The sequence below is a fragment of the Streptomyces sp. NPDC002138 genome, from assembly GCF_040296485.1.
Taxonomy (GTDB): Bacteria; Actinomycetota; Actinomycetes; order Streptomycetales; family Streptomycetaceae; genus Streptomyces.
Genome location: NZ_JBEOXE010000086.1, coordinates 1 through 22,922, shown reverse-complemented (window position 1 = coordinate 22,922; position 22,922 = coordinate 1). Strand labels below are relative to the sequence as shown.

Below are 22,922 nucleotides of genomic sequence, written 5' to 3'. Positions count from 1 at the left end.
GGATCTCTCCTATACGTCACGGTCATTTCGCAGGGCCTGGATGAGCCAGGGATAGACCGGGATCATGTGCGGCACTACCTGCCAGCCGTTGACGATCCACACCAGCCGCCAGTACCGGTCCGCCCGGGGATCGTGTGCCTCTTCGAACTGCTGCGCCATCCAGTCCCGGAATTCCCTGTCGGGGGTGCGCGCGAGCACCTCGGCGAAGCGACGCACGAGGTCGTCCATGACGGGGCCGGCCCGGTCACTGCGCGGGTCGATGCCCAACTCCATGGCCTCGGCCGCCCTCTGACGGGTGAGTTCCATCAGTTTTTCGCCTGCCGCGCTCTCGATATCCAGCGAGCGCCCGGCGGCCTGGTGTCCGGCCGTCCGGCGCATCCGGACCCGGAAGTCCTCGTCGCCGACCAGCTCGGCGAGCTCCAGCCACGCGGCGATCTGCTCGCCGGACGGATCATCGGGGAGGTCGGGAGTGGCAGCGCGAACCATGGCCACCGCGGCCGGGTCGGCATCCACTGTGCCGAAGGTGCCCTCTATGAAATCGTCGATCAAACGTCGGCGTTCCTCGCCGGACAACTGCGTGAGCCTGTGCATGAGCTTGGTCTCCTCGGGACTGGACCCACGTCCGGCCACGACTCGCAGAACGCTCCGACGCAACTGCAGCACCCGGATCTGGACGTCCAGGGCGTCGGCGTGCGCCGCGGCGACTTCCGCCACCGCGAGCTCGCGGTCCAGTACCCGTCGAACCGTGGCCAGGTCCATGCCCAGCTCGCGCAGTGTGCGCAGGAGTTCCAGACGAAGCAGTGCGTCGAGGTCGTAGAGCCGATAACCGGCGGGACTACGGGTGGTCGGCGCTACCACCCCCGAATCGGAGTAGAACCGGATGGTCCTCACAGACAAGCCGGTCCGCCGGGAAAGCTCCCCGATCGAGTAGAGGGTCGTAGCGTCCATGTCCCCCACTCTGCTGTCTCCAGCCACTGGAGACTCAAGGCCATTCAGGCGAGGCGGGTGGGCGTACCGACGCCCGTACCGACGCGCGTACCGACGCGCGTCCGCACCAGGGTTCGTATCATCGCCGCGCCCGCGACCACGGCGCACAGGTGCAGTGCCAGCGCGACGGTGAGGTCCTCCGGCGGTGTGACTCCGGCCGGACGGGCCATCGCCACGATCAGGAGGAGGGGCAGCTTCCAGGCGCTCCACGCGAACAGCGAGCCCGATCCGACCCACCCGAACGTCAGCGGTATCCAGCGCGGCAGCCGGGCGGGACGCGCCCGGGCCATCGTCCAGATGGCCACGGACCCGGCGAGGGCCCAGAACCCCCAGACCGCGCCCAGCACATACCCGTCGGTGTTCCGCTCGGCCGGGTGGGCGATTCCCAGGGTGCCTCCGGCCGCCCAGTAGAGCCAGACCAGCCCCGGTATGACCCCGCCCACCACACCGACGACGCCCGCCCACGGCGCCACCGCGCGCGGGCCGTCACCGACGCGCCCGGCGAAGGCGTCCGGCCAGCGGCGCCGCAGGTACGCCGGGACGGCGAGGGCCAGGCCCAGCCCCATCCCCACGAAGCTGAACTCGAGCAGTACGCCCTCCCAGACCGGCAGGGCCGGATCGTCACCGCCGCCGCCCGCGCCGCCGACCGCGTCCCCGCCCGCGTCCCCGCCCGCGCTCCTGAGCGCGCCGACCAGGAGGAAGGGCAGCACCGAGACGAGGAACCCCGACCCCACCCAGGAGCAGAGCGCGACCAGCGCCCCCGGTATGCGCATCCCCCACGGCCGCACCAGCGCGAGCGCCAGAGCGATCCCGATCGCGGCCATACCGATCGTGACGGTGTTGAGCGCCACCCACGCGGCCAGGCCGAACCCCTCGCCGATCGGCAGCACTCCCACGAGCGAGCCGATCACCCACGACACTTTGATCAGCAGGTAAGGCGACAGCGCGAGGGCCGCCCCGTACGCCGCCTTCCGCCCGACCCGATCCCAGCGCTCCACCCGAACTCCCCTTCCACCAGCAGGATTCCCAGAATCCGGCCTCGCGCGCCCCGGGACGACCCCCGCCAGGGGGAGCCGTCTCCCCCACCCGGGGGAGACGGCGGTGGTGGCGGAAGCGGGGCGTCAGGCGCCGCAGATGGTGGTGATCGAGAACGGGCGGTCGCTGTCCACGGCCGCGCTGCCGCCGGCGGACGGGGTCGCGGTGCGGATGAAGAGGGTGTTCGAGCTCACCTTGCCGACCAGGATGGAGGAGCTGCCCGGGCCGGGGTCGGTCCCGCCGTTCGTGTTGATCGTGCCCAGCAGGGCGCAGTTGGCCAGATCGCCGTAGACGTCGATGTTGTAGCGGCCGACACCGAACCTCCGGACCGCGCTGACGCCGGACGAGCCGAGCACCTGCCCGTTCGCGGCGACCTTGGCCCATGCGGCGGTGGTCGGCGCGGCGCGCTCGGCAGGCCGCGTCCCGGCCGACGCGGTCGACACCGCGACCGAGCCCCCGATCGCCAGCGCCACCACGGCGGCCCCGAGGGCCAGCTTCTTTGATCCGTTCATGGTTCTCTCCCTGCCGAAGACGGAATCCGTACGGGCGGCCCACCCCGGGTAAGGGCTCACCGGGGAGGACTCTCCACCCTCCCCGACCTGCAACAGAAGGTCTCGCGGCGCGAGTCACTCCAAATGATCACGTCGCCCTGCGATGCGGACACTCACTCGAAGAGTCATTTCCGTCCGCTGCCCATTGACGAGCCGGCATGACGGGCGAGCGGTACGGGTAAGGGTGACCGAATCGACCGCGCGTACGGCGTCAGCCCGCGGCTCCCGCGAGGAGCGTGAGGTGGCCGCGGCGGGCCGGGGCCCGGGTGGGGACGACCTGGCCGCGGGCGGCCGGGCCGGCGGCGGCCGGGGCGAGCAGGCGGACCGGGGTGCTCTGCTCCCGGGCGCGCAGCTCTTCCCGCAGCTCTGCGAGCACGTCCTGGAGGGCCTGGTCGAAGCGGGCGATGTCCTCGGGGGTGTTGTCGTAGTGGACGGAGGCCCGCAACGCCGTCGTGACGCCCCGCCCCGGAAGATGGAGCGGAGTCTCCTGCGCCACCGTCTTCCACACGACGACCCCGCGCCGCGCCAGACCCCGCCGGATCAGCGCGGCCGGCAGTTCGGCGTGCCGGAAGGCGAGGATGCCGGACTGCTCCCGGCCCGGGCCCAGCGGTTCAGTGCCCGCGGTGGGCGGTTCTGTGCCCGGCGCGAGCGATTCGGCGCCCGAGCCGAGCGGTTCGGCGCCCGGGGTGAGCAGTTCGATGCCCGGGGTACGCTCCAGGACCGTGCGCAGTTCCGCCGTAAGGTCCCGCCGCGGCAGGCGCGCGGCCGCCGCGTGGTGGGCGAGGGCCGCGTTCAGCGCGGCGACGGACGCCGGGTGGGGCGCCTGGGGCGCGTACCCGGTCAGCGCGGTCCGTAGCGTGGGGGCGGCGTACGCGAATCCGATGGAGTCGGGGCCGCGCAGGAACCGCCAGCCGTCGGCGGTGAGCAGGTCGCAGCCGATGGCCGCCGCGTGGACGGGCAGCCGCCCGACCGAGTGCGACGCGTCGACGGCGTACCGGGCCCGTCGGCCGGCCAGCAGCCGTCCGACGGCCTCGACCGGGCTGACCGTGCCGACGGTCCCGGCGACATGCGCGACCGAGACGAGGGCCACGTCCTCGTCGAGGTGGGCGCTCATCCACTCCAGGTCGAGGTCTCCGTCCGCGCGCAGCGGGACGACCTCCAGCGTGCAGTGCGTACGGTCGCGCAGGGCGTAGAGGGTGGTCAGGTGGGCCACGCCCTCGTACGGGGTGGTCCAGATCCGGTCGCCGGAGGTGAGGGCGAGGCGCGAGACGAAGAACTCGAAGGCGGCGGCCGCGCTGGTGAACAGGGCGGTGTGGGCGGCCGGGACACCGAGGAGGGCGCCGAGGCGGTCGTAGACCTCGGTGTGCAGGACCGCGCCGAGGTGCTCCTCCAGGTCATAGGGGCCGTAGAGGTCGTCGCGGGCGGTGGCGTCGGCGAGTACGGCGCGCACGGCGGCCGGCATCCGGCCGGTGCCCGCCGTGTTGAGGTGAGCCGTGTTCATTTCAGGGGCCTCCCCCCACAGTTGGGGTGTACCAAGTGTTGCCAACTAGCTTGGCAATATGTTGCCCACCTCTCAGCCGCCTTGGCAATCCTTGGCAACACCCACTCAGGCGGGACTCTAGGCAACGGACCCGGCAACCCCCTCTTGGCAATACTTGGCAACATTCACGACCGCTCCGGCCTGTCTTACATTCCCGCAGGTCAGAAGGGTGCAGGAAGGCAAGAAGCCGGGCCTCGGAGGGCAAATACGGGCCCTTTCCGGGGGTTCTCCACTCCTTCTCCAGCGGATTCCGAGCCGATTTCCAGTGGGTGTTGCCAATCTTCTTGGCAGAGAGGTTGCCAAGCCGGATCAAACAATTGCCACGGAGGACACCATGAAGAACATCGCCCGCCTCATCGCCACCGCCGCCCTCGTCAGCGCCGCCGTCCTCACCGCCGGCGGAGTCGCCAACGCCGCCGGTGGCGACGACATCGGCTGGCCGGTCGCCCCGCCCACCGGTGTCACGGCCGTCGCCGACGGCGGCACCGAGAGCATCGGCTGGCCGGTGGCCCCGCCCACCACCCCGCCGACCACCCCGGCGCCGACCCCGGCCCCCATCGGCTGGCCGTAACCTCCACGGCGGCTCTAGCCGGATGCGGCACGGTGCTGCGAGGAGCAACCGCAACGCCGCCCGGAAGGAAGTCCCCGATGGCCCACGCACCGTGGAACGCGAAGTTCGAGACCGTCCTGCGCCAGGGCCTGCCCGGGCTCGGCAAGGACAAGCAGCCCGCGGCCGACATCCCGATGGACGCGTACGGGCTGGACTCCATGGCACTCATCGGCATCGTCAGCGGCCTGGAGCGGGCGTTCCGCACCAGTCTCGCCGGACAGGTCGTCATTCCCGTGCACTCCCTCACGGCCGGCCAGCTGTGGGGCATACTCACCGCCGCGCTGCAGCCCTCCTGGGACCAGGAGCGGATCGCCGCGGCAGGCCACCGCACCCGCGAGCTCGGTCCCTGGGCCGTCGCCTGACCCGACCAACCACCGCGAAGCCCCCGCCGGTCATCCGACCGCGACGGGGGCTTCGGTCATGTCCGGGCCTTCGGTCATGTCCGGGCCTTCAGCCATATCCGGGCCTTCGGCCACATCCGGGACTCCCGCCACGTCCCGCACCGCGCCCGGGCGGCGCCCCTCACGGCGTCCGCAGCACCGAGTAGATCAGCTGGTCGTGCCAGGCCCCCGCGCGCCACTGCGCCCGCCGGATGCGGCCCTCGAAGGTGAACCCGGCCTTCTCCACCGCCCGTTGCTCCGCGATGTTCTCCGCGTCGGTGCACACCTGGACCCGCTCCACGCGGGTGTGCGCGAAGAGGTAGTCCACGAGTTGCCGCTGCGCCCGGGTGCCGATGCCCCGGCCGCGGTGCGCGGTGAACAGACCGATCGCGATCTCCCAGCAGGACGAGGTGTCCGCCCGCCCCCACGCGCGCCGGAACCATTCGACACGCCCGACAAGGGTGTCCCCGACGGTGACGGACAGCATGTTCTCGTCCCCGCCCAACAGCCCGCGTTCCGCGAGCAGCTGCCGCGGCCGCTGGGCCGGCGTGTGCCCGAACCACTGGTAGGGGCCCGGCCCTTCGGGCCCGGCGAACTCCGCCTCGAACCGGTCCAGGTCGGCGGCCGTTACCGGCCGCAGCACCACCTCGAGGGTCACATCACGCGCGTCCGACGTCCCGTCCTCTGCCATCGGGTGATCGTACAAGATCGCCCCGCACCCGCCCCGGCCTGCGGTTCCACCAGTCTTCATGCGTTCTTGGACCGAGGCTCAGGATCCGCTTGCCAACATCAAGGCAAGGTTTTGCCAGACCTCAGTCCGGCCGCCCCCAGTCCGGCCGCCGCCGGCCCGGCCGCCCCCAGCCCGGTCCGGTCGCCGCCAGTCCGGTCGCCGCTGTCGAAGGAGCTACAGCCTTGATGTCACTCTCCGGCCTCATCGAACAGCACGTGCTCGCGCGGCCCGAGGCGACCGCCGTCACCCACCCCGCCGGTGGTGGCGATGAAGTCTCGCTCTCCTACCGGGAGTTGAGCCTCGCCGCCAACCGTCTCGCCGCCCACCTCGGCGCGCACGGCATCCGCCCCGGCGACCGCGTGGTGACCGCGCTGCGGCCCGGACCCGACCTGGTGACCGCCTTCCTGGCCATCGTCCGGGCGGGCGCCGCGTACGTACCCGTCGACCCGGCGCACCCCGGCGAGCGGCGGCGCCTGATCGTCCGCGACTGCGCGGCGCGCGCCGTCGTCACCGAGGGGGCCTTCGCCGCCGACTACGCGGACCTGGGCGCCGCCGTCGTCGCCGTGGACACCGACGCCACCCTGATCTCGGAGCGCCCCTCCGCGCTCGCCGCGCTGACCGCTCCCGCACCGGGCCCCGAGGACGCGGCGTACGTCTGCTACACCTCCGGCACCAGCGGCGCCCCCAAGGGCGTCGTCGTCCCGCACCGCGCCGTCCTCGATCTCGTCGCCTCCGGGGACTTCCTGCGCCTGGGTCCCGAGGACGTGGTGGCCCAGGCCGCCAGCCCCGCCTTCGACGCGGTCACCTTCGAGATCTGGTCGACGCTCGCCGCCGGGGCCCGCCTCGCCGGCCTGGCCCGGGACACCGTCGTCGACCCGGCCCGCTTCGAGCACGCGATCCGCGACCAGGGCGTGACGGTGGCCTTCCTGACCACCCCGCTCTTCCACCGGATCGCCCGGGAGCGCCCGGCCGCCTTCGCCCCGCTGCGCGCGCTCCTGTTCGGCGGCGAGCCCTGCGACCCGCGCCGGGTGCGCGAGGTGTTCCGGGCCGGGCCGCCGAACCGGCTGCTGCACATGTACGGGCCCACGGAGGCCACCACCTTCGCGACCTGGCACGAGGTGAGCAAGCCCGCCGAGGACGCCCGCACCATCCCGATCGGGCGGCCGCTGGGTGCCACCATCGCCGTGGTCGTGGGCCGCGACGGCGCCCGGGTCGCCCCGGGCGGCTGCGGCGAACTGCTGCTCGGCGGGCCGGGCCTGGCCACCGGCTACCTCTCGCGGAGCGAGCCCGACCCCCGGGACCGCCCCCGGGACCGCCCCCGGGACCGGCTCACGGCGGAGCGCTTCGTCGAGGACCGGTTCACCCCCGGCGGCGGCACGCTCTACCGCACGGGTGACCTCGTACGGCTGCGCGAGGACGGCGAGCTGGAGTTCCTCGGCCGGGTCGACAACCAGGTCACCCTGCGCGGCTTCCGCATCGAGCTGGGCGAGGTCGAGGCGGTGCTCGGCGCGCACCCGGCCGTCGCCGAGTCCGTCGTATCGGTGCACGAGAGCGAGGACGGCGAGCGCCGCCTCGTCGCGCACGTGGTGCCCGCCCCGCTCGCGCCGCCCGCCGCGGATCCGGCCGGGCAGGGGAGCGCCTGGCGGGAGATCTTCGAGACGCTGTACCAGGACGCCCGCGGCGGTGGCCTCGGCGAGAACTTCACCGGCTGGGACAGCAGTTACGACGCGCTGCCGCTGCCCCTGTCGCAGCTGCGCGCCTGGCGCGCGGCCACCCTCGACCGGATCCGCGAGCTCGGCCAGCGCCGCATCCTGGAGATCGGCGTCGGCACCGGCCTGCTGATGGCCCCGCTGGCGCGGTCCGCGCAGTGCGAGGAGTACTGGGCCACCGACTTCTCCCCCACCGTCATCGACGCCCTCTACACCCAGACCCGGGCGGACGGGCGGCTGCGCGGCAAGGTGCGGCTCAGCTGCCGGGAGGCCGAGGACACCGCCGGGCTGCCCACCGCGCACTTCGACACCGTCGTCCTCAACTCGGTCGCCCAGTACTTCCCCGACCTGGACCGGCTGCGCACCGTCATCGCCCGCGCGCTGCCCCTGCTCGCCCCCGGCGGCTCGATCCTGCTCGGCGACCTGCGCCACCTCGGGCTGGCCCGCCCGCTGCGGACCGGGGTCGAGCTGGCCCACCGCGAGGGAGCCCCGGCCGAGGCCGATTCCGGTTCCGTGCTGCGCGCCGTGGAGCGGCGGGTGGCACTGGAGACCGAACTGCTGCTGGACCCGGCCCTGTTCACCGCCCTGGCCGCGGAGTTCCCGCAGATCCGCGCGGTCGACGTACGGGCCAAGCGCGGCGCCGACCACAACGAGCTGACCCGCTACCGCTACGACGTCGTCCTGAGCACCGCCGAGCCCGTCGCCGACCTCGGCGCGACCCCGGCGCTGCCCTGGGGAAGCGCGGTGGACGGCGCCGCCGCGCTCGCCGCACACCTCCGCGAGCACCGCCCGGCGGCCCTGCGGCTGACCGGGATCCCCAACGCCCGGCTGCACGGCGAGCACGCGGCCCTGCGCACCCTGGAGGAGGGCGGCAGCGTCGCCGAGGCCCTGGCGCGGCTCGCGGAGCCGGGCGGCGCGCCCGACCCGGAGGAGCTGTGCGCGGCAGCGGAGGGCGCGGGCTACCGGGCCCTGCCGACCTGGTCGGCGGAGCGCACCGAGGCCCTGGACCTGGTCCTGATCGACCCGGAGCGGATCCCGTACGGCGCGCTCACCTCGGTGTACGCGGCCCCCGCGGCCTCCCCGCTCGCCGGGACCGGAACCGGGGCCAACACGCCCACCGCCTTCGACCACGGCGTGGACGTCGAGGTGGTGCTGCGCGCCCACCTCCAGGAGCGGCTGCCCGACTACATGATCCCGTCCGCCCTGATGGTCCTGGACGCGCTGCCGCTGACCCCCAGCGGCAAGCTCGACCGCGCGGCCCTGCCCGTACCGGCCTTCAGCGGGGAACGGCCGGGCACCCAGCCGGGGACCCCCGTCCAGGAGATCGTGCGCGACCTGTTCGCCGAGGTGCTCGGGCTGCCGCGGCGCGCGGTCAGCGCGGACTGCGACTTCTTCGCCCTCGGCGGCCACTCGCTCGCCTCGGCCCGGCTGCTGGCCCGGGCCCGGCAGGCGCTCGGCGTCGATCCGGGCCCGCGCGCCCTGTACGACGCCCCGACCCCGGCCCTGTTCGCCGCGCTCGTCGGGGACAGCCCGGCCACCGCCACCGGGCCGGGCGGGAGCGCGACGGAGAGCGCGGTGCTGCCACTGCGCCTGCGCGGGGCGCTGAGCGTGCGCGCGCTGGAGGAGGCGCTGCGGGACCTGGGCGGGCGGCACGAGGCGCTGCGCAACAGCCGGCTGGGCTCGGCGGGCACCCGGCTGCGCGCGCTGGCCGCCGATGACCACGTGCTGGAGCTGACCCTGCCGGGCGAGTCGGTGGACCTGTGGTCGCACACGCCGCTGGCCGCCGAACTGGCCCTGGCCTACGGGGCCCGCGCCACCGGGGACGCCCCGCGCTGGCCGACGCCCGCGCCGCAGGGCGCGCCCCGGGCGATGTACGGGGACCTCGCGCCGACGTCGGCGCCGGGCAGCGGTCCCGACCGCGCCGACTCCACGCTCGGCACCCTGACGAGCGCTCTGGGACCGGCCCTGCACGAGCGGCTGACCCGGCTGGCGGCCGAGCACGGCGCGACCTTGTTCATGGTGGTCCACGCGGCGCTGGCGGCGCTGCTGACCCGGCTGGGCGCGCGGTCCCCGATCACGCTGGCCGCCCCGGTGCCGGCCCGGGACAGCGCGGCGCTGCGGGGCGCGGTGGGTCCGTACGGGCGGGTGCTGGCCCTGTCGGTGGACACCTCGGGCGATCCGGCCTTCACGGAACTGCTGGCCCGGGTGCGCACGGCGGACCTCGCGGCCTACCGGCGGGCGGACGCGGCGCTGGCGATGCCGGGCGGTATCGCGCTCGGTCTGCTCCAGGAGACGGGCGGCGAGTTCGAGGGGGCCGGCCTGACCGTCTCCCCCGAGGACGCTCAACTCCCTCACCGGGCGGCCGCGTTGGGGCTGACCCTGACCGAGCGGCACACCCCGGCCGGGGCGCCCGCCGGGCTGGCGCTGAGCGCCGCGTTCCAGCACGACGTGATCGGGGAGACCGCCGCCGCCCATCTGACCGGGCAGCTGGTCTCACTGCTCGAAGCGGCTCTGGAGGCGCCGCACAGCACGTTGGGCCGGCTCCGGCTGCTGCCCGGCGAGGTGTCGGCGGAGACCGTCGGCCCCTGGCTCGGGGAGCACCTGGAGCTGCCGGTGCGCAGCGTGGCGTCACTGTTCGCGGCCCAGGTGGCCCGTACGCCCGGGGCTCCGGCCCTGTCGGGCAGCGCGACGGCGGGTCCGGCGGGGCTGACGGACCTGACGGGCCTGGCGCCCCTGGCCGGTCCGGCCGGCATCGCGGGTCTGGCGGGGATCGCGGCCCTGACCGGCATCGGCGGCATCGGCGGTGCCTCCGGTGTCCCGGGGATGCCGGGCCTGGCCGCGACCCCGGGCATGGACTACGCCGAACTCGACGCGCGGTCCGATCTGCTGGCCCACGCCCTGATCGCCCACCAGGCGGGCCCGGGCACCACGGTGGTCACCGCGATCGCCTCGCCGACGGGTTTCGCGGTGGCCGCGCTCGCCATCGCCAAGACGGGGGCAGCCTGTCTGCCGGTGGATCCGGTGCGCGGGCTGCCCGGGGCCGTGTGGCCCGCCGTCCTGCTGCTGGACGAGGCCGCCGACCGGCTGCTGCCGCCGGTGCCGCGGGCGGCCCGGCTGGTCCGGGATCCGGCCGCCGACCTGCTGCCCGCCGACGGGAAGTGGCCGGTGCGCTCGGCCGACCGGACGAGTCCGCTCGACCCCGAGGCCCCGGTGGTGCTGGCGAGCACCCCGCACGCCACCGTCGCGATCGGTACGGGCCCGCTGGCCGCCGCGAGCCTGGGCAGCGGGGCGCCCGCGGACGCCGCCTGGCTGGTGACCGGTTACCCGGACGCGGACGCGGCGATCGGGCTGCTGGGCGCCTTCGTCTCCGGGGCCCGGGTGAACGTGCCCGACCCGGCCCTCGCGCACCTGGGCACCCCGTACGAGGTGCTGGGCTGGCTGCGCGAGCACGGTGCCTCGGCCGTCCTGGGCACCGCCGACGACTCGCTCGTGGCGCTGGCCCGGGCCGAGGGCACCGCGCTGACCTTCAGCGCCGGGTGGGCCGAGGGCCGCCTGGTGATAGAGCAGACCCCGGACGGGCGGACCCGGCCCGCGCCGGGCTACCGGGCCTATGTCCTGGACGCGCGGCTGCGGCCGGTGGCCACCGGGAGCACCGGTTCGCTGTACGTCGCCGGGGTGGGCGTGGCCCAGGGCTACGCGGGCCTGCCGGGCGCCAGCGGGGCGAGCTTCCTGCCCGACCCGCTGGGCGGCGGGCCGCAGGGGGCCACCGCCCGGATGTGGCGGACCGGGCACGCGGCCCGGGTCGAGGCCGACGGGAGCCTGCACATCCTCGACCACCCCTGGGCCGACGACCCGTTCGCCGACGCGTTCGCGACCTTCGTCGTTGTCGCGGACGACGCCGGGCACCGCGCGCTGTGGCCGGCGGGGGCGCCCGTACCGCAGGGGTGGCGCGAGACGCACCCCGAGGACGTGTACGAGCTGTGCCTGGAGCACCTCGGTGACCGGGGCGACGTGAACGGCATCAACGGCATCAACGGTTCCACCGACCACTTCTAGTAGTGCTCATTCCGCTTCCAGTTCCAGGGAGATTCCGATGAACGCGATCCTGCTCGCCGAGAGCCCGCGCACCGCCTTCGCCGAGAGCGTCCTCGGGCGCGGCGAGGTGGAGGTCGTGCTGCTGCGCCTCGACTCGACGCCGCTGAGCCGGGCGTATCTGCGGCGCACCGCGCACGTCCCCGTCTTCACGCTGGACCCGGGCGCGGGGCCGATGGACGAGGCCGCCCGCTACCTGCGCTGGGTGAAGGGGACCAAGGGGCTGCCGCGCCCGCGGTTCGTGTGCGGCGGGGACGCGGAGGCGGGGGAGGTGGCGCGGCGGTTCGGCGCCCTGGTGGACCTGCCGGAGCTGACTCCGGAGCAGCTCGCTCCGGCCCACACGGCGCCGGCCGCCTTCGCGCGGGAGCCCTGGTGGAGGGACGGTCGAGGCGCCCTGGAGGGGGACTTGAGCGATCTGGGCAATTCCGGGAAGAGGCTTGCGCCGAGTGCTTGAATGATCCCGTCGGGGACGATGTGATCATCAGGGGAGCGGGGCACGGGCATGCGGAAGACGTTTCATGCGGCACACGTCTACATGATCGTCGGAGTGATCTCCGGCCTGTACTACCGGGAACTCACCAAGGCCTACGACTTCACCGGGGACACCCAGCTCGCGGTGGTGCACACCCACCTGCTCGCGCTCGGCATGCTGGGCCTGCTGATCGTCCTCGGCCTCGACAAGGTGTTCTCGCTGTCGGGGACGAAGCACTACGACTACTTCTTCTGGTTCTACAACGCGGGCATCGCCATCACCTGCGCGAGCATGACCTACCGGGGCACGCAGACCGTCCTCGGGCACAAGGTGCCGGAGCTCTTCTCCCTGGTGGGCGGCCTGGGGCACATCATCCTGACGGTCGGCCTGATCCTGCTCTTCACGCTGCTGGGCAAGCGCGTGAAGGAGCATGTGGACGGCCAGGCAGCGCAGGCGGCACAGGGCGTGCTGCCGCCGCAGGCGACGGGTACGGGCGCGGGGACCGGGAGCACGGAGTCCGGGAAGGTCTCCGGCTGACCCCTGGCCTCACGCGGTCACTGGTGATCCCGGCCTCACGCGGTCACTGGTGATCCCGGCCTTACGCGGCCACCGGTCCGGGCGTCCCTGGCGCGGCGGTCAGCCGACCCGGGTCGCCGGGCCGGTCAGGATCCCCGTGAGGGCGGCCAGCCGCTCCTCCGTCAGGTCCGGGCGCAGCCGCCGCCCGTGGGTGAGGGTGGCCAGACCGTGCCAGGTACTCCAGAGCACCTCGGTCAGCAGCTCCGGATCGCGGCCCCCGGCCACCGGTTCGACGGCCTTGCGGATCTCCGCGAGGGCGTCGAGCACCGGCTGCGGGACGGCGCCTTCGGCATCCGCCGCGCCGCCCGCGTCGAGGGTGAGCATCGCCTGGTAGAGGACCGGCCCCTTGGCCGCGAAGGCCAGGTAGGCGCGGGCGACCTCGTCCAGCGCCTCCAGCGGATCCGCCTCCGCGCGGCGCACGCGCGCGGCGTGCAGGGCGCCCGCGAGTTCGCCGAAGCCCTCCAGGGCCACCGCGTGCACGATCGCGTCCTTGTTCTTGAAGTGCTGGTAGAGCACCGGCTGGCTGTACTCGATGCGCTCCGCGAGACGCCGGGTGGTGACGAAGTCCCAGCCTTCGGCCTCGGCCATCTCGCGGGCCGAGGTGAGGATCAACTGGCGGCGCTGGCCCTGCTCGCGAAGGCGTCGCTCTCGGGGAGTCATGGCGCTCACGGTACCACTTTCGGTGCAATTCCAGCGGTCAGTGATAGGGTTCCTGCCTTTGACAGCCGGTCGGGCCCGGAGCCTGGCGCGGGGCGCTCGCACCGGCTCTGACCTCATCGTCTAGTGGCCTTCGAGGCATGGTCGGCAGCATCGGGGTAAGTCCGCCCACAGAGAGGGCCACCCCATGCAGACCCCGACTCCCCTGGAGGAGCTGCTCGACCTCGCCGCGGACGTCCTGCGCCACGACCGGCGCACGCTGCCGGCCGGGGCCTCGGGTTCGCCCTTCCTCACCCTGGGCGGCGGCCTCGGTCAGGCCATGCGGCTCCAGGCGCGCGCCGACGAACAGCTGGGACTCACCCTCGACGTGGCCCAGCTGCTGGGCGCCGCTCCCCTGACGGACGTACTGGCCGGGGCCGTGCCGCGGGCCGCCGCGCCCCCGCCTCCGCCGCCTGGTCCGCGCGAACTCCCTTTGCTGCCGGGGCAGTTGGAGCCCCTTGTGGCGCAGCGCTACGTCGGTCCCGGCGCGGTGCACCGGGTGCTGAGCGCGGAACTGACCGGGCCGCTCGACCCCGGCGCGCTGCGGACGGCGCTCGGAGCGCTGGGTGCGCGGCACGAGGGGCTGCGGACGGCGTTCCCGGCCTCGGCGCGGGGGCCCGTACGGCGGGTGCTCGACGCCCACGCCCTGCCGCTGATCACCCTGCCCGAGCTGCCGGGCGCTCCGGCCGCGAGCCGGGCGGAGGCGGTCGACGCCGTGCACGCGCGGCTCGCGCGGGAAGTGGAGCGGCTGATCGGGCATCCCGACCGGCCGCCCCTCGCCTTCGCCCTGACCCGGCTGGCGGCGGAGCGGCACCTGCTGTCGTTCCTCTGCCACGACGCGGTGGCGGACGCCTGGTCGGCGGCCCTGGTCTGGCGGGAGCTGCTCGCCGACTACGCCCGCGCGGCGGCCCGGCGGCAGCCGGCGGCCCGGACGGCGCCGCCGCCGCCCGCCGGTCCGCCGAGCGCCGAGCCCCCGGGGCAGGACGGTCGGCTCACCGAACGCGTGGAGCGGATACGGGAGTTCCCGACGGTGGTCGACCTGGCCGCGCCCGGGCGGCGGCCCGCCGTCTTCGACTTCCGGGGCGAGCGGCTGGCCGTCGCGCTGGATCCGGAGCTGCGGGACGCGGTCGACGCGACCGCCGCGCGGGCGGGCGTACCGCACGGGACGGTGCTGCTCGCGGCCTGGGCGCTCGCCGTCGGGCGGCGCTCCGGGCACGAATGGCTGCTGGTGGGCGCCGAACTGCCGGGGCGCCGGGCGGGGGCGCCGCTGCGGACGGTCGCGCCGGGCGCGGTGACCGTACCGGTGTGCTGCGAGCTGGAGGGCGGGGTCGACTACTTCCTGCGCGGGGTCGCCTGCGCCTTCGGGGAGGCCCTCGCCTGCTCGGCGCTGGATACGGAGGCCCTCGTACGCGAACTCGGGCTGCGCGGGGACCGCTCGCGCACCCCGCTGACCCAGGTCACCTTCGCGGACCACGACGGCCTGCTGCCCGCGCGGGCCACGGCGGGCCCGCTGACGGCCCGTTTCCACCACGGGCACCTGGGCGGGGCCACGGCCGACGCGGCGCTGACGGTGCTGCGCTGGCACGAAGAACCGCTGCTGGCCCTGGACTTCGCCTCCTCGGTACTGGACCGCGCGCAGGCGGCGGAGCTGGCGGACGAACTGCGCGCCGCGCTGGCGGCACTGGCCGCGGCCGGCGAGGCGGACCCGGTGGAGGACCTCCTCCCGACCCCCCTGACGTCACCTTCGCTGTCCGCGGCCACTGCGGGCTGAGACTCCGACTCCGCCGAGGATCCGGTGCGCGCGCGTACGGGGGAATGGAGCGCACGCACCGGATTCCGGAACCCGAGCAGCCGGAGGGGGGCCGACGCCCGGGAGTACGGTGAGCCCGACCGCCGAGGCGGCCCGGCCGGTAGTCAAGGCCCCTGGCCTCGCGGCCGAGCCCCGGCGGGTGGGAGCCCGCGACCGGTGGCCGGGGGCCTGCGAGCAGTGGTCAGTGGGCTGGTGAGTTGTGGTGGCGGGTCCGTCACAGCCGGGGGCCGGTGAGCGGTGAGCGGTGAGCGGTGAGCGGTGGTCAGTCGGCAGGTGGGCGCGGCTCGTAGGCCGGTCAGCCCGCACGCCGCGGCCGGCAGGCCGGTGAGGCGGTGAGCCTCGGCCAGCAGGCCGGTAAGGCGGTGAGCCGGGGCCGGTAGGCCCTTAAGCCATCGGCCGGTTGGGGATCCCGGCCGGTGAGCCGGGGCCATGGGCCCGTGGCCCATGGCTGGTGGACGGTGGCTCCGGAGCCAGTGGGTCTTGGCCGGTAGCCGTCGAACCTGTGAGCCTTGGCTCTTGGGCTGGTAGCCCTTGGGCCGCGGCCCGTGACCCAAGGCCCGTGAGCCCTGGACCCGTAGCGCGTAGCTGATGGAACGTGACGCTCGGACCCGGTGGGCCTTGGCCCGTAGGCCGTCGGCCTTGAACCGTGGCCCGCCTTGCGCCATGAGCCATGGCCCGTGGCCCATAGGCCCTGAACCGGTGGGCCGTTGGCCGGGCCCGGGGGCTCGGGTCGGGAGCCCGTAGAACGGGCCCGTGGACCCGTAGGCCGGAGACCGAGACCTCTGGGCCCGGAGGGCAGAGGCCGCGGTCCGGAAGCCGGGCCACTGGCCCGGAAACCCTGGGCCGGGATGCCTGGACCGGGGCACCTGGCCCAGGATGCCCGGGCCCGGAAGCCCCGCCCAGGATGCCCGGGCCCGGAAGCCCCGCCCAGGATGCCCGGGCCTGGAAGCCCCGCCCGGGGTGCCCGGCCGGGGTGCCCGGACCCAAAGTGCCTGGGCCTGGGGCGCCCCGGCCCGGGGGTGCCCCGGCTCAGGGGTGCCCCGGCCCGGGGGTGCCCAGCCCTGGGTGCCCGGGCCCGGGCTCAGGGGCCCGGGGCTCGTCGCCCTGGCCCGTAACGCGGAAGGTCAGGCGAAGTCGGGGAGTCGCGCCGCTATCGCCGTCGGGTCCGGCATCGCCGTGATTTCGGCGGCGATCTTGCGGGCCGCCTCGCGGTAGGACGGGTCGGCCAGGATCTTGCGGGCGTGTTCCGTCACCGCCTCGGCGGACAGTTCGAAGAGCACCTCGCCCGCGCCCGCATCCCGCACGGCCTGGCCGTTGGCCGGACCGTCCGCGCCCTGCGGCACGATCAGCTGCGGCAGCCCCGCTTCGAGCGTGGCGAGCGTGGTCCCGCTGCCGCCGTGCTGGACGACGAGCGCGGCGTGCGCCAGGACCGCGGACTGCGGCAGCCACGGCGCGACGATCACGTGCTCCGGCAGCTCGCCGAGGTCGGCGATCTGCACCCGGAACCCGGCCGCGACCAGCACCGGCACGCCCAGCGGGGCGAGCCCGTCGATCACGGTGCGCAGGTTCTCGGCGGAGCCGAGCGCCGTGCCGAGGGTGAGGTAGACGAAGGGTTCGCCCGACTCGCCGAGCCCCGCGGGCAGTTCGCCCTGCTCGACGAAGGCGACGGGACGCTGCTCGATGCGCGCCTGGCCGGACTCGACGAAGGCCCGGTCCTGGAGCGACGGCGGGCAGATGTCGATGTAGGTGTTGCCGAGGGTGAGCGCCTGCCCGGCCGGCACGGTGACGCCCAGGTCGGCGGCGGTCGCGAGGATCTCCTGCTGGAGCCGCTCGGCCTCGTGGTCCTGCGCGAGCAGGCCGACGCCGTGCGCGAGGGCCGGTACGCCCGCCAGCCGCGCGGCGAACCCCGCGCCCGGGTTGAGCACTTCGTGCACGACGAGGTCGAAGCGCCGGCTCTCGAACACCGGCGCGAGGTCGGCGGCGACCCAGCGCGGCAGCACCGAGCCGAACACCTTGATGTGCAGGTTCGCGAGAACCTCCGGCGGCACGTCCTGGGCGCCCACCTCACCGCCGTGGGCCTCGAGGAAGGCTCGACCGCCCGCTGCTTCGATGAATGCCTCGGGCACGGACCGGCCTGCCGTCACCGGCTCGAAACCAGCCTCCCTGAGGGTCTGGTGGAACTGCTCACCCGTTGCGAACGCGACCTCGTGGCCGGCCGCTCGCGCCGCCCTCGCCAAGGGAAGCAAGGGAAATATGTGCCCGAAGTTGCCCACGCTGGCAAAGAGGATTCTCATGAGGCCCAACCCTAGGGGCGCCGACCGCGATTGTCTAGCGTTGCTAGAAATTCGAGCAACGAAAGAATCGAGGTGAACGGAATGGCTCCCCAGGACCTGGCACGCCTTCAGTTCGGCCTCACCGTCGGCGCCCACTACCTCCTCGTCACCCTCACCCTCGGGCTCGTCGCCCTGGTCGCCGTCACGCACACCCGCTGGGTGCGCACCGGCGACCCCGCGTTCAGACGGATGACCACCTACTGGGGCACCCTCTACGTCATCAACTACGCGGTCGGCATCGCCACCGGCCTGGCCATGGAGTTCCAGCTCAGCGCCAACTGGACGGGCCTGGAATCCACGGCGGCCAGTGTCTTCGGGGCGCCGCTCGCCGTGGAGACGGTGGTCTCCTTCTTCGCCGAGTCGACCTTCCTCGCCCTGTGGATCTTCGGCTTCGACCGGCTGCCGAAGTACGTCCACCTCGCCTGCATCTGGGTGGTCGCCGCCGCCGCGTACACCTCCGCGGTGTGGGCGCTGCTGGCCAACGGCTTCATGCAGAACCCGGTCGCCTACACGATGCGCGACGGCCACCTCGAGCTGACGAGCCTCGGGGCGCTGTTCTCCAACGCCAATTCCTGGATCGCCATCTTCCACATCACCGGCGGCGCGCTCGCGGTCGGCGGTTTCTTCGTGCTCGGCATGAGTCTGCTGCTGCACCGGCGCGGGCGCGCGGACCGGGCGTTCGTGCGGCACTCCGCGAAGATGGGGGCGCACGCCGGGACGTGGGGCGCCTCGCTCGTCGTGCTCAGCGGGATGGTCCAGCTCGGCAACACGAAGAAGGACCAGCCGCTCAAGGGGGCGGTGCTGGACGGCAACCAGGCCGAGGTGACGCGCCAGCTCCAAGAGCTGGCGAAGAAGTTCGGTCCGCTGGAGGGCCCGCCGTCGGGACCGGTGCTCGGCGCGCTCACCCTGATGATGATGATCGGCGGCGTGCTGCTGGTCCTGGGCATCTGGGCCCTCGTCTCCCTGCGCGAACCCGCGGCACCGGCACGGCCCGTGTACCCGGGGCAGTGGGCCCCGGGCCAGGGACCGCACGGTCCGTTGGGCCAGTACGCCCGGAACGCTCCGTACGCCCAGAACCCCTCGTACGGCCAGAGCGCTCCGTACGGCCAGAGCGCTCCGTACGGCCAGAACGCTCCGTACGGCCAGAACGCTCCGTACGGCCAGAACGCTCCGTACGGCCAGAACGCCGCGCACGCGCAGTACGGGCAGTACCCGCAGCCCGGGCAGCACGCGGGGCAGCACGCCCCGTACCCGCAGCCCGGCCGTCCCCCGCACACCGGCGACGTCATGCGGTCCGCCGCGCTGCGGCGGCTGCTGCCCTTCGCGATGGTGCTGCCGTTCGTCGCGAACCTCTGCGGCTGGATCGTCCGCGAGGTCGGCCGCCAGCCGTTCGTCATCACCGGCATCCTGACCACCCGCCAGGCCATGACCCCCGGCCTCGGCGCCGGGCGGCTCACCGTCTCGCTCCTCGTGCTCGTCGTCCTGGTGGTCGGCCTGCTCGGCCTGGACTGGTGGCTGCTGGCCAAGGCCGCCCTGCGCGGCCCCCGCGAGACCGGCCTCGGCCAGGGCCCGGCGCCCGCCACCGCCACCCCGGCGGGCACCACCACCGCGGACTCCCTCGGCAGCGGCCTTGCCGCCGCCGCCCGCGACCCGCGCGTGGATCCCCGTACGAACCCCCGCGTGCCACAAGCGAGTCCGTACGCCGCCCAGCCCCCCGGGGCCGCCCCCGCGGCCCCCGCGGCCCCCCGGGAAGGAGCGCACCCGTCATGAGCTACCCGACCCTCGCCCTCGTGGCGTTCATCGTCCTGTTCACCGGATACCTCGTCCTCGCCGGGATCGACTACGGCGTCGGGCTCGTCCTCCCCCGCGCCGGTCACGACGCCCCCGGGCGGCGCGCCGTCGTCGGGGCGGTCGGGCCGCTGCTCCTCGGCAACGAGGCCTGGCTGCTGGTCTCGATCGGCGCGCTCGCCGGCACCCTGCCGGGGCTGCGCGGCGCGCTCGTCGACGGCGCCTACCCGTACGCGCTGCTCGCCTTCGCGGGGGCGCTGGCCCTGAACGCGGGCGTCCAACTGCGCGGCCGGCACCCCGCCGAGCGGGTCCGGCGCGCCTTCGACCTGCTGATCTGCGCGGCCGGAGCCGCCGCCGCCTTCGGCTGGGGCTGCTTCCTGGCCGTCACGGCCGCCGGGGTCTCCCTCGGCGGCGACGGACACGTGCGGGGCGTGGCCGCCCCGAACCTCTTCACCCTGCTGGGCGGCCTGACCATGGTCGCGCTGCTCGCCACGCACGGCAGCGCCTTCGTGGCCGCCCGGCTGACCGGCGACCCGGCCCGGCGGGCGGCCGCGCTCGGCGGGATCGGCGCGACGCTCTCGGCCGCGCTGCTCGCCGTCACCGCCCTGACGGGCTGGGTCGGCGGGACCTTCGACGGCGATGCGCTGCGCCACCCGGTCCTGGCGGCGCTGGCCGTCGTCATCGCCGTGGCAGCGCTCTTCCTGACCCGGGCCCTGGCCGGGGGCGGCCGGGCGCGGCTCGCGCCCTGGGCGAGCACGGCCGCCGTGATCGCGGCGGCCGGGGCGGTCTTCGCGGGCAAGTACCCGACCCTGCTGACCTCCACCGTCGCGGGTGTGCCCGCGCCGACGGCGGCCCAACTGGCCACGGACCAGACCGCGTTGGCCGCGGTGATCTGGACGTCCGGACCGGTGCTGCTGATCGTGATCGCGGCGCAGGTCTACCTGTGGCTGGTCCTGTGGGCTCCGGCCCGGACCTCCGCCCCGGCCTCGCCCGAGGCGCTCGACGCCCCGGCCTTCACCTGAACCAACCCGCGGTTCCCGAGAGTCCCCGAGAGTCTCCGAGAGCCCCCGAGAGTCAGGACAGCGACCGATGGACCTCGCCCTGGTACGGAGCTCGCCCCTGCTCCGGCGGTTCCTGGTGCACCGCGCCCTCGGCGCGGTCGCGGAAGCGGTCCTGACCCTCCTGCAGTGCGTCTTCCTGGCCTCGGTGCTCGCGGCCGCCGTCGAGCGGGGTCCGGGAGCCGCGCTGCACGCCGTACCGGTCCCGCTGCTGGCGGCCGTCATCGCCGGGCGGGCCGCGCTCGCCTGGTGGGACCGGGCCTCGGTGGGCGCGGCGACCGCCCGCTACAAGGAGGAGCTGCGGGCGGAGCTCACCGCGGCCGTCACCGCCGCCGCCGTGCGCGGCCGGGGCCCGCGGCCCGCTTCGGTGGTCGCCCTGCTCGGCCGGGGCATGGACGCGCTCGACGACCACCTCGCCGGGTCGGTCGCCCTGCTCCCGCAGGCGGTCGTCCTGCCGCTCGCGGTCACCGGCACCATCTGGGCCGCGGACTGGGTCTCGGGCCTGGTCGTGCTGGTCACGCTGCCGCTGGTGCCGCTGCTGCTGGCGCTGGTCGGACTGCACACCAAGGCCCGTACGGAAGCCCAGTGGGCGGTGCTGCTGCGTCTGGGCGGGTACTTCCTCCAGGCCCTCAGCGGCCTCGCCACCCTGCGCGTCTTCGGGCAGGAGGGCCGGGCCGCCGAGAGCGTGCGCGAGCGGGCCGCCGAACACCGGCGGGCGACGGTGCGGACGCTGCGCGTGGCCTTCCTGTCCACCTTCGTCATGGACACCCTGACGAGCCTGTCGGTGGCGCTGATCGCCGTCCCGGTCGGCTTCCGGCTGCTGGACGGCGCGATCCCGCTGTCGACGGGCCTGGCCGTGCTGCTGCTGACCCCGGAGGCGTACCGGCCGCTGCGGCTGCTGGCCGGGCGGTTCCACGCGGCGCAGGAGGGGCGTACGGTCCTGGCGCGGGTCCGCGAGGTGCTCGAGGGCGGCATGCCGGGGCCCGCGCTCGTGGGCGAACGGCCCGCCCTGGTAAGGCCGTTGCCCGACCCGGCCCGCTTCCCCCTCGTACTGGACCGGCTCAGCGTCGGTCACGCGCCCGGGGCGCCCGCCCTCGCGGAGCTGTCCTGGCGGTTCGAGGCGGGGCGCAGCTGCGCGGTGACCGGGCCGAGCGGGACCGGCAAGACCACCCTGCTGCGGACGATCGCCGGGCTGCTGCCGCCGCTCTCCGGGGAGCTGCGGGTGGGCGGTGTGCCGGTGACCGCGGCCGCGCACCGCGCGGCGTGGACGGACCGGATCGCGATGGTGCCGCAGCAGCCGCACCTGTTCGCCCTGTCGGTCGCGGACAACGTCCGGCTGGGGCGGGCCGAGGCGGGCGACGACGAGGTGTGGGACGCACTGGAGGCGGCGGGCGCGGCCGATTTCGTACGCCGCCTGCCGGACGGGCCGGCCACCCGGGTCGGCGAGGGCGGCGCCGGCCTGTCCGGCGGGGAGCGCCAGCGGCTCGCGCTGGCCCGCGCGTTGCTGCGCCGCCCGTCGCTGCTGCTGCTGGACGAACCGACGGCCCGGCTGGACGGCGGCACGGAGGAACACGTCCTGCGGGCCCTGGCAGCGGTCGCGGGCCACGCCACCCTCCTGGTGGCCACCCATCGCCCGGCGGTGATCGACCGCACGGACACGGTCCTGCGACTGGACGCGTTGCGCCTCGTACCGGCCCCGCCCCGCGCTTCGACGCCGGCCCGTACGTGGGCCGTGCCCCCCGCTCGCACTCCCGCCACGGCCGCGGCCCCGGCCCCGGTCGCCGACCTCGGAGCTGGCGCCGGCCCGACCGACGCTTCCGCCTCCGACCCGGCCCCCGCTACTGGCCTCGCCGCCGCTCCAGCCCTGGCCATGGCCCCCGTTGCGGGCCTCGGCGCTGCCCTGGCCGACGCTCCCGCCTCCGACCCGGCCCCTCCCCCCGGCCTCGCCGCCGCTCCGACCGCTGCCGTGGCCCCTGCCACTGGCTTTGGCCCCGCTCCAGCCGTGCGCCCGGCCCCCGCCGCAGGCCCCCACGCTCCGGGCTCCGACCCGGGCCCGGCCACTGCCACCGGTCTCGCCGCCGCTCCGGTCCTCGCCGTGGCGCCCGTTGCGGGCCTTGGCCGCGGTTCAGGTGACCGCCTGGCTTCCGCCGCCGCTCCCGAGGAGACCCGATCATGAGCTCGATCCCGGCCTCGGCCCTGCACCCGGCCCAGGACGGGGGCCCGGCCCCGGGCGTGGTCCCGGCACCAGCCCCGGCACCGCGCGCGGACGGGGTCCCGGTCCCGCCCCGGGTGCTCTCCCGCGCCGACGCGGGGCGGCTCGGGGTCGCTGCGATCGCGGCCGCGCTCGGCGAGGCGTGCGCCGTCGCGCTGACCGCGTGCGCGGCCTGGCTGATCTGCCGGGCCTCCCAACAGCCGCCGCTGGGCGCCCTGATGGTCGCGGTGGTCGCGGTGCGGGCCTTCGACGACAAGCAGCGCGGCCAGGCCATCGGCATCTGGTCCGGCGCGATGGCCGGCGGCATCGCGCTCGGCTCGGTCATGAGCGGGCTGATCCTGAG

At 74.9% G+C, this 22,922-nt stretch carries 17 protein-coding genes; 10 read left to right on the top strand and 7 right to left on the bottom strand.

Going from position 1 to position 22,922, the window contains the following annotated elements:
- Positions 1-9: 9 nt before the first annotated feature.
- The 4 genes from ABT084_RS33995 to ABT084_RS33980 form a co-directional block, all read right to left on the bottom strand.
- Positions 10-948 (bottom strand): MerR family transcriptional regulator, encoded by a 939-nt coding sequence (locus tag ABT084_RS33995; RefSeq protein ID WP_351052478.1) that lies wholly within the window; start codon positions 946-948, stop codon positions 10-12.
- 44 nt (positions 949-992) lie between these two features.
- Entirely contained in the window at positions 993-1,985 is a 993-nt protein-coding gene (locus ABT084_RS33990; protein ID WP_351052475.1) for a hypothetical protein, read from the bottom strand.
- A 123-nt stretch (positions 1,986-2,108) separates the two neighbouring features.
- Positions 2,109-2,534, bottom strand: a complete 426-nt coding sequence (locus tag ABT084_RS33985) for a hypothetical protein (protein ID WP_351052472.1) — start codon at positions 2,532-2,534, stop codon at positions 2,109-2,111.
- Positions 2,535-2,784: 250 nt separating this feature from the next.
- Entirely contained in the window at positions 2,785-4,074 is a 1,290-nt protein-coding gene (locus ABT084_RS33980) for an aminotransferase class V-fold PLP-dependent enzyme (protein ID WP_351052470.1), read from the bottom strand.
- Between the two features lie 373 nt (positions 4,075-4,447).
- Here ABT084_RS33980 and ABT084_RS33975 point away from each other — a divergent pair, with 373 nt between their 5' ends.
- Both ABT084_RS33975 and ABT084_RS33970 read left to right on the top strand, forming a co-directional pair.
- Positions 4,448-4,684: a hypothetical protein gene (locus ABT084_RS33975; RefSeq protein ID WP_351052467.1), complete on the top strand. Its 237-nt coding sequence runs from the start codon at positions 4,448-4,450 to the stop codon at positions 4,682-4,684.
- A gap of 77 nt (positions 4,685-4,761) precedes the next feature.
- On the top strand, positions 4,762-5,085 hold the full coding sequence (locus tag ABT084_RS33970; RefSeq protein WP_351052465.1) for an acyl carrier protein: 324 nt from the start codon (positions 4,762-4,764) through the stop codon (positions 5,083-5,085).
- Positions 5,086-5,245: 160 nt separating this feature from the next.
- On the opposite strand, the gene ABT084_RS33965 is transcribed toward ABT084_RS33970, so the two are convergent.
- On the bottom strand, positions 5,246-5,794 hold the full coding sequence (locus ABT084_RS33965) for a GNAT family N-acetyltransferase (RefSeq protein WP_351052462.1): 549 nt from the start codon (positions 5,792-5,794) through the stop codon (positions 5,246-5,248).
- Between the two features lie 224 nt (positions 5,795-6,018).
- On the opposite strand from ABT084_RS33965, the gene ABT084_RS33960 reads away from it, so the two are divergent.
- The 3 genes from ABT084_RS33960 to ABT084_RS33950 are packed head-to-tail and all read left to right on the top strand — an operon-like array spanning position 6,019 to position 12,643.
- Positions 6,019-11,598, top strand: a complete 5,580-nt coding sequence (locus ABT084_RS33960) for a non-ribosomal peptide synthetase (RefSeq protein ID WP_351052460.1) — start codon at positions 6,019-6,021, stop codon at positions 11,596-11,598.
- A gap of 37 nt (positions 11,599-11,635) precedes the next feature.
- On the top strand, positions 11,636-12,088 hold the full coding sequence (locus ABT084_RS33955) for a hypothetical protein (protein WP_351052457.1): 453 nt from the start codon (positions 11,636-11,638) through the stop codon (positions 12,086-12,088).
- 48 nt (positions 12,089-12,136) lie between these two features.
- The gene (locus tag ABT084_RS33950; RefSeq protein ID WP_351052454.1) at positions 12,137-12,643 is read left to right on the top strand and encodes a DUF2871 domain-containing protein; all 507 of its coding nucleotides are present in this window, start codon (positions 12,137-12,139) and stop codon (positions 12,641-12,643) included.
- A 99-nt stretch (positions 12,644-12,742) separates the two neighbouring features.
- On the opposite strand, the gene ABT084_RS33945 is transcribed toward ABT084_RS33950, so the two are convergent.
- Positions 12,743-13,342 carry a TetR/AcrR family transcriptional regulator gene (locus tag ABT084_RS33945; RefSeq protein WP_351052451.1) on the bottom strand — a complete coding sequence of 200 codons (600 nt, stop codon included), beginning with the start codon at positions 13,340-13,342 and terminating at the stop codon, positions 12,743-12,745.
- Between the two features lie 184 nt (positions 13,343-13,526).
- On the opposite strand from ABT084_RS33945, the gene ABT084_RS33940 reads away from it, so the two are divergent.
- A complete protein-coding gene (locus ABT084_RS33940) occupies positions 13,527-15,149 on the top strand; it encodes a condensation domain-containing protein (protein WP_351052449.1) in 1,623 nt (540 codons plus the stop codon).
- A 1,163-nt stretch (positions 15,150-16,312) separates the two neighbouring features.
- On the opposite strand, the gene ABT084_RS33935 is transcribed toward ABT084_RS33940, so the two are convergent.
- Positions 16,313-17,482 carry a glycosyltransferase gene (locus tag ABT084_RS33935; protein ID WP_351052446.1) on the bottom strand — a complete coding sequence of 390 codons (1,170 nt, stop codon included), beginning with the start codon at positions 17,480-17,482 and terminating at the stop codon, positions 16,313-16,315.
- A gap of 81 nt (positions 17,483-17,563) precedes the next feature.
- Between ABT084_RS33935 and ABT084_RS33930 the strand changes: the two genes are divergently transcribed.
- The 4 genes from ABT084_RS33930 to ABT084_RS33915 form a co-directional block, all read left to right on the top strand.
- Positions 17,564-19,291 carry a cytochrome ubiquinol oxidase subunit I gene (locus ABT084_RS33930; protein WP_351052443.1) on the top strand — a complete coding sequence of 576 codons (1,728 nt, stop codon included), beginning with the start codon at positions 17,564-17,566 and terminating at the stop codon, positions 19,289-19,291.
- Positions 19,288-20,331 (top strand): cytochrome d ubiquinol oxidase subunit II, encoded by a 1,044-nt coding sequence (locus tag ABT084_RS33925; protein ID WP_351052440.1) that lies wholly within the window; start codon positions 19,288-19,290, stop codon positions 20,329-20,331. The genes ABT084_RS33930 and ABT084_RS33925 overlap by 4 nt, the downstream gene beginning before the upstream one ends.
- Before the next feature lie 67 nt (positions 20,332-20,398).
- Positions 20,399-22,543, top strand: a complete 2,145-nt coding sequence (gene cydD / locus ABT084_RS33920) for a thiol reductant ABC exporter subunit CydD (protein WP_351052438.1) — start codon at positions 20,399-20,401, stop codon at positions 22,541-22,543.
- A partial coding sequence (locus tag ABT084_RS33915) for a hypothetical protein (protein ID WP_502969260.1) occupies positions 22,540-22,922 on the top strand: 383 nt, incomplete at its 3' end. The genes cydD and ABT084_RS33915, both read left to right, overlap by 4 nt.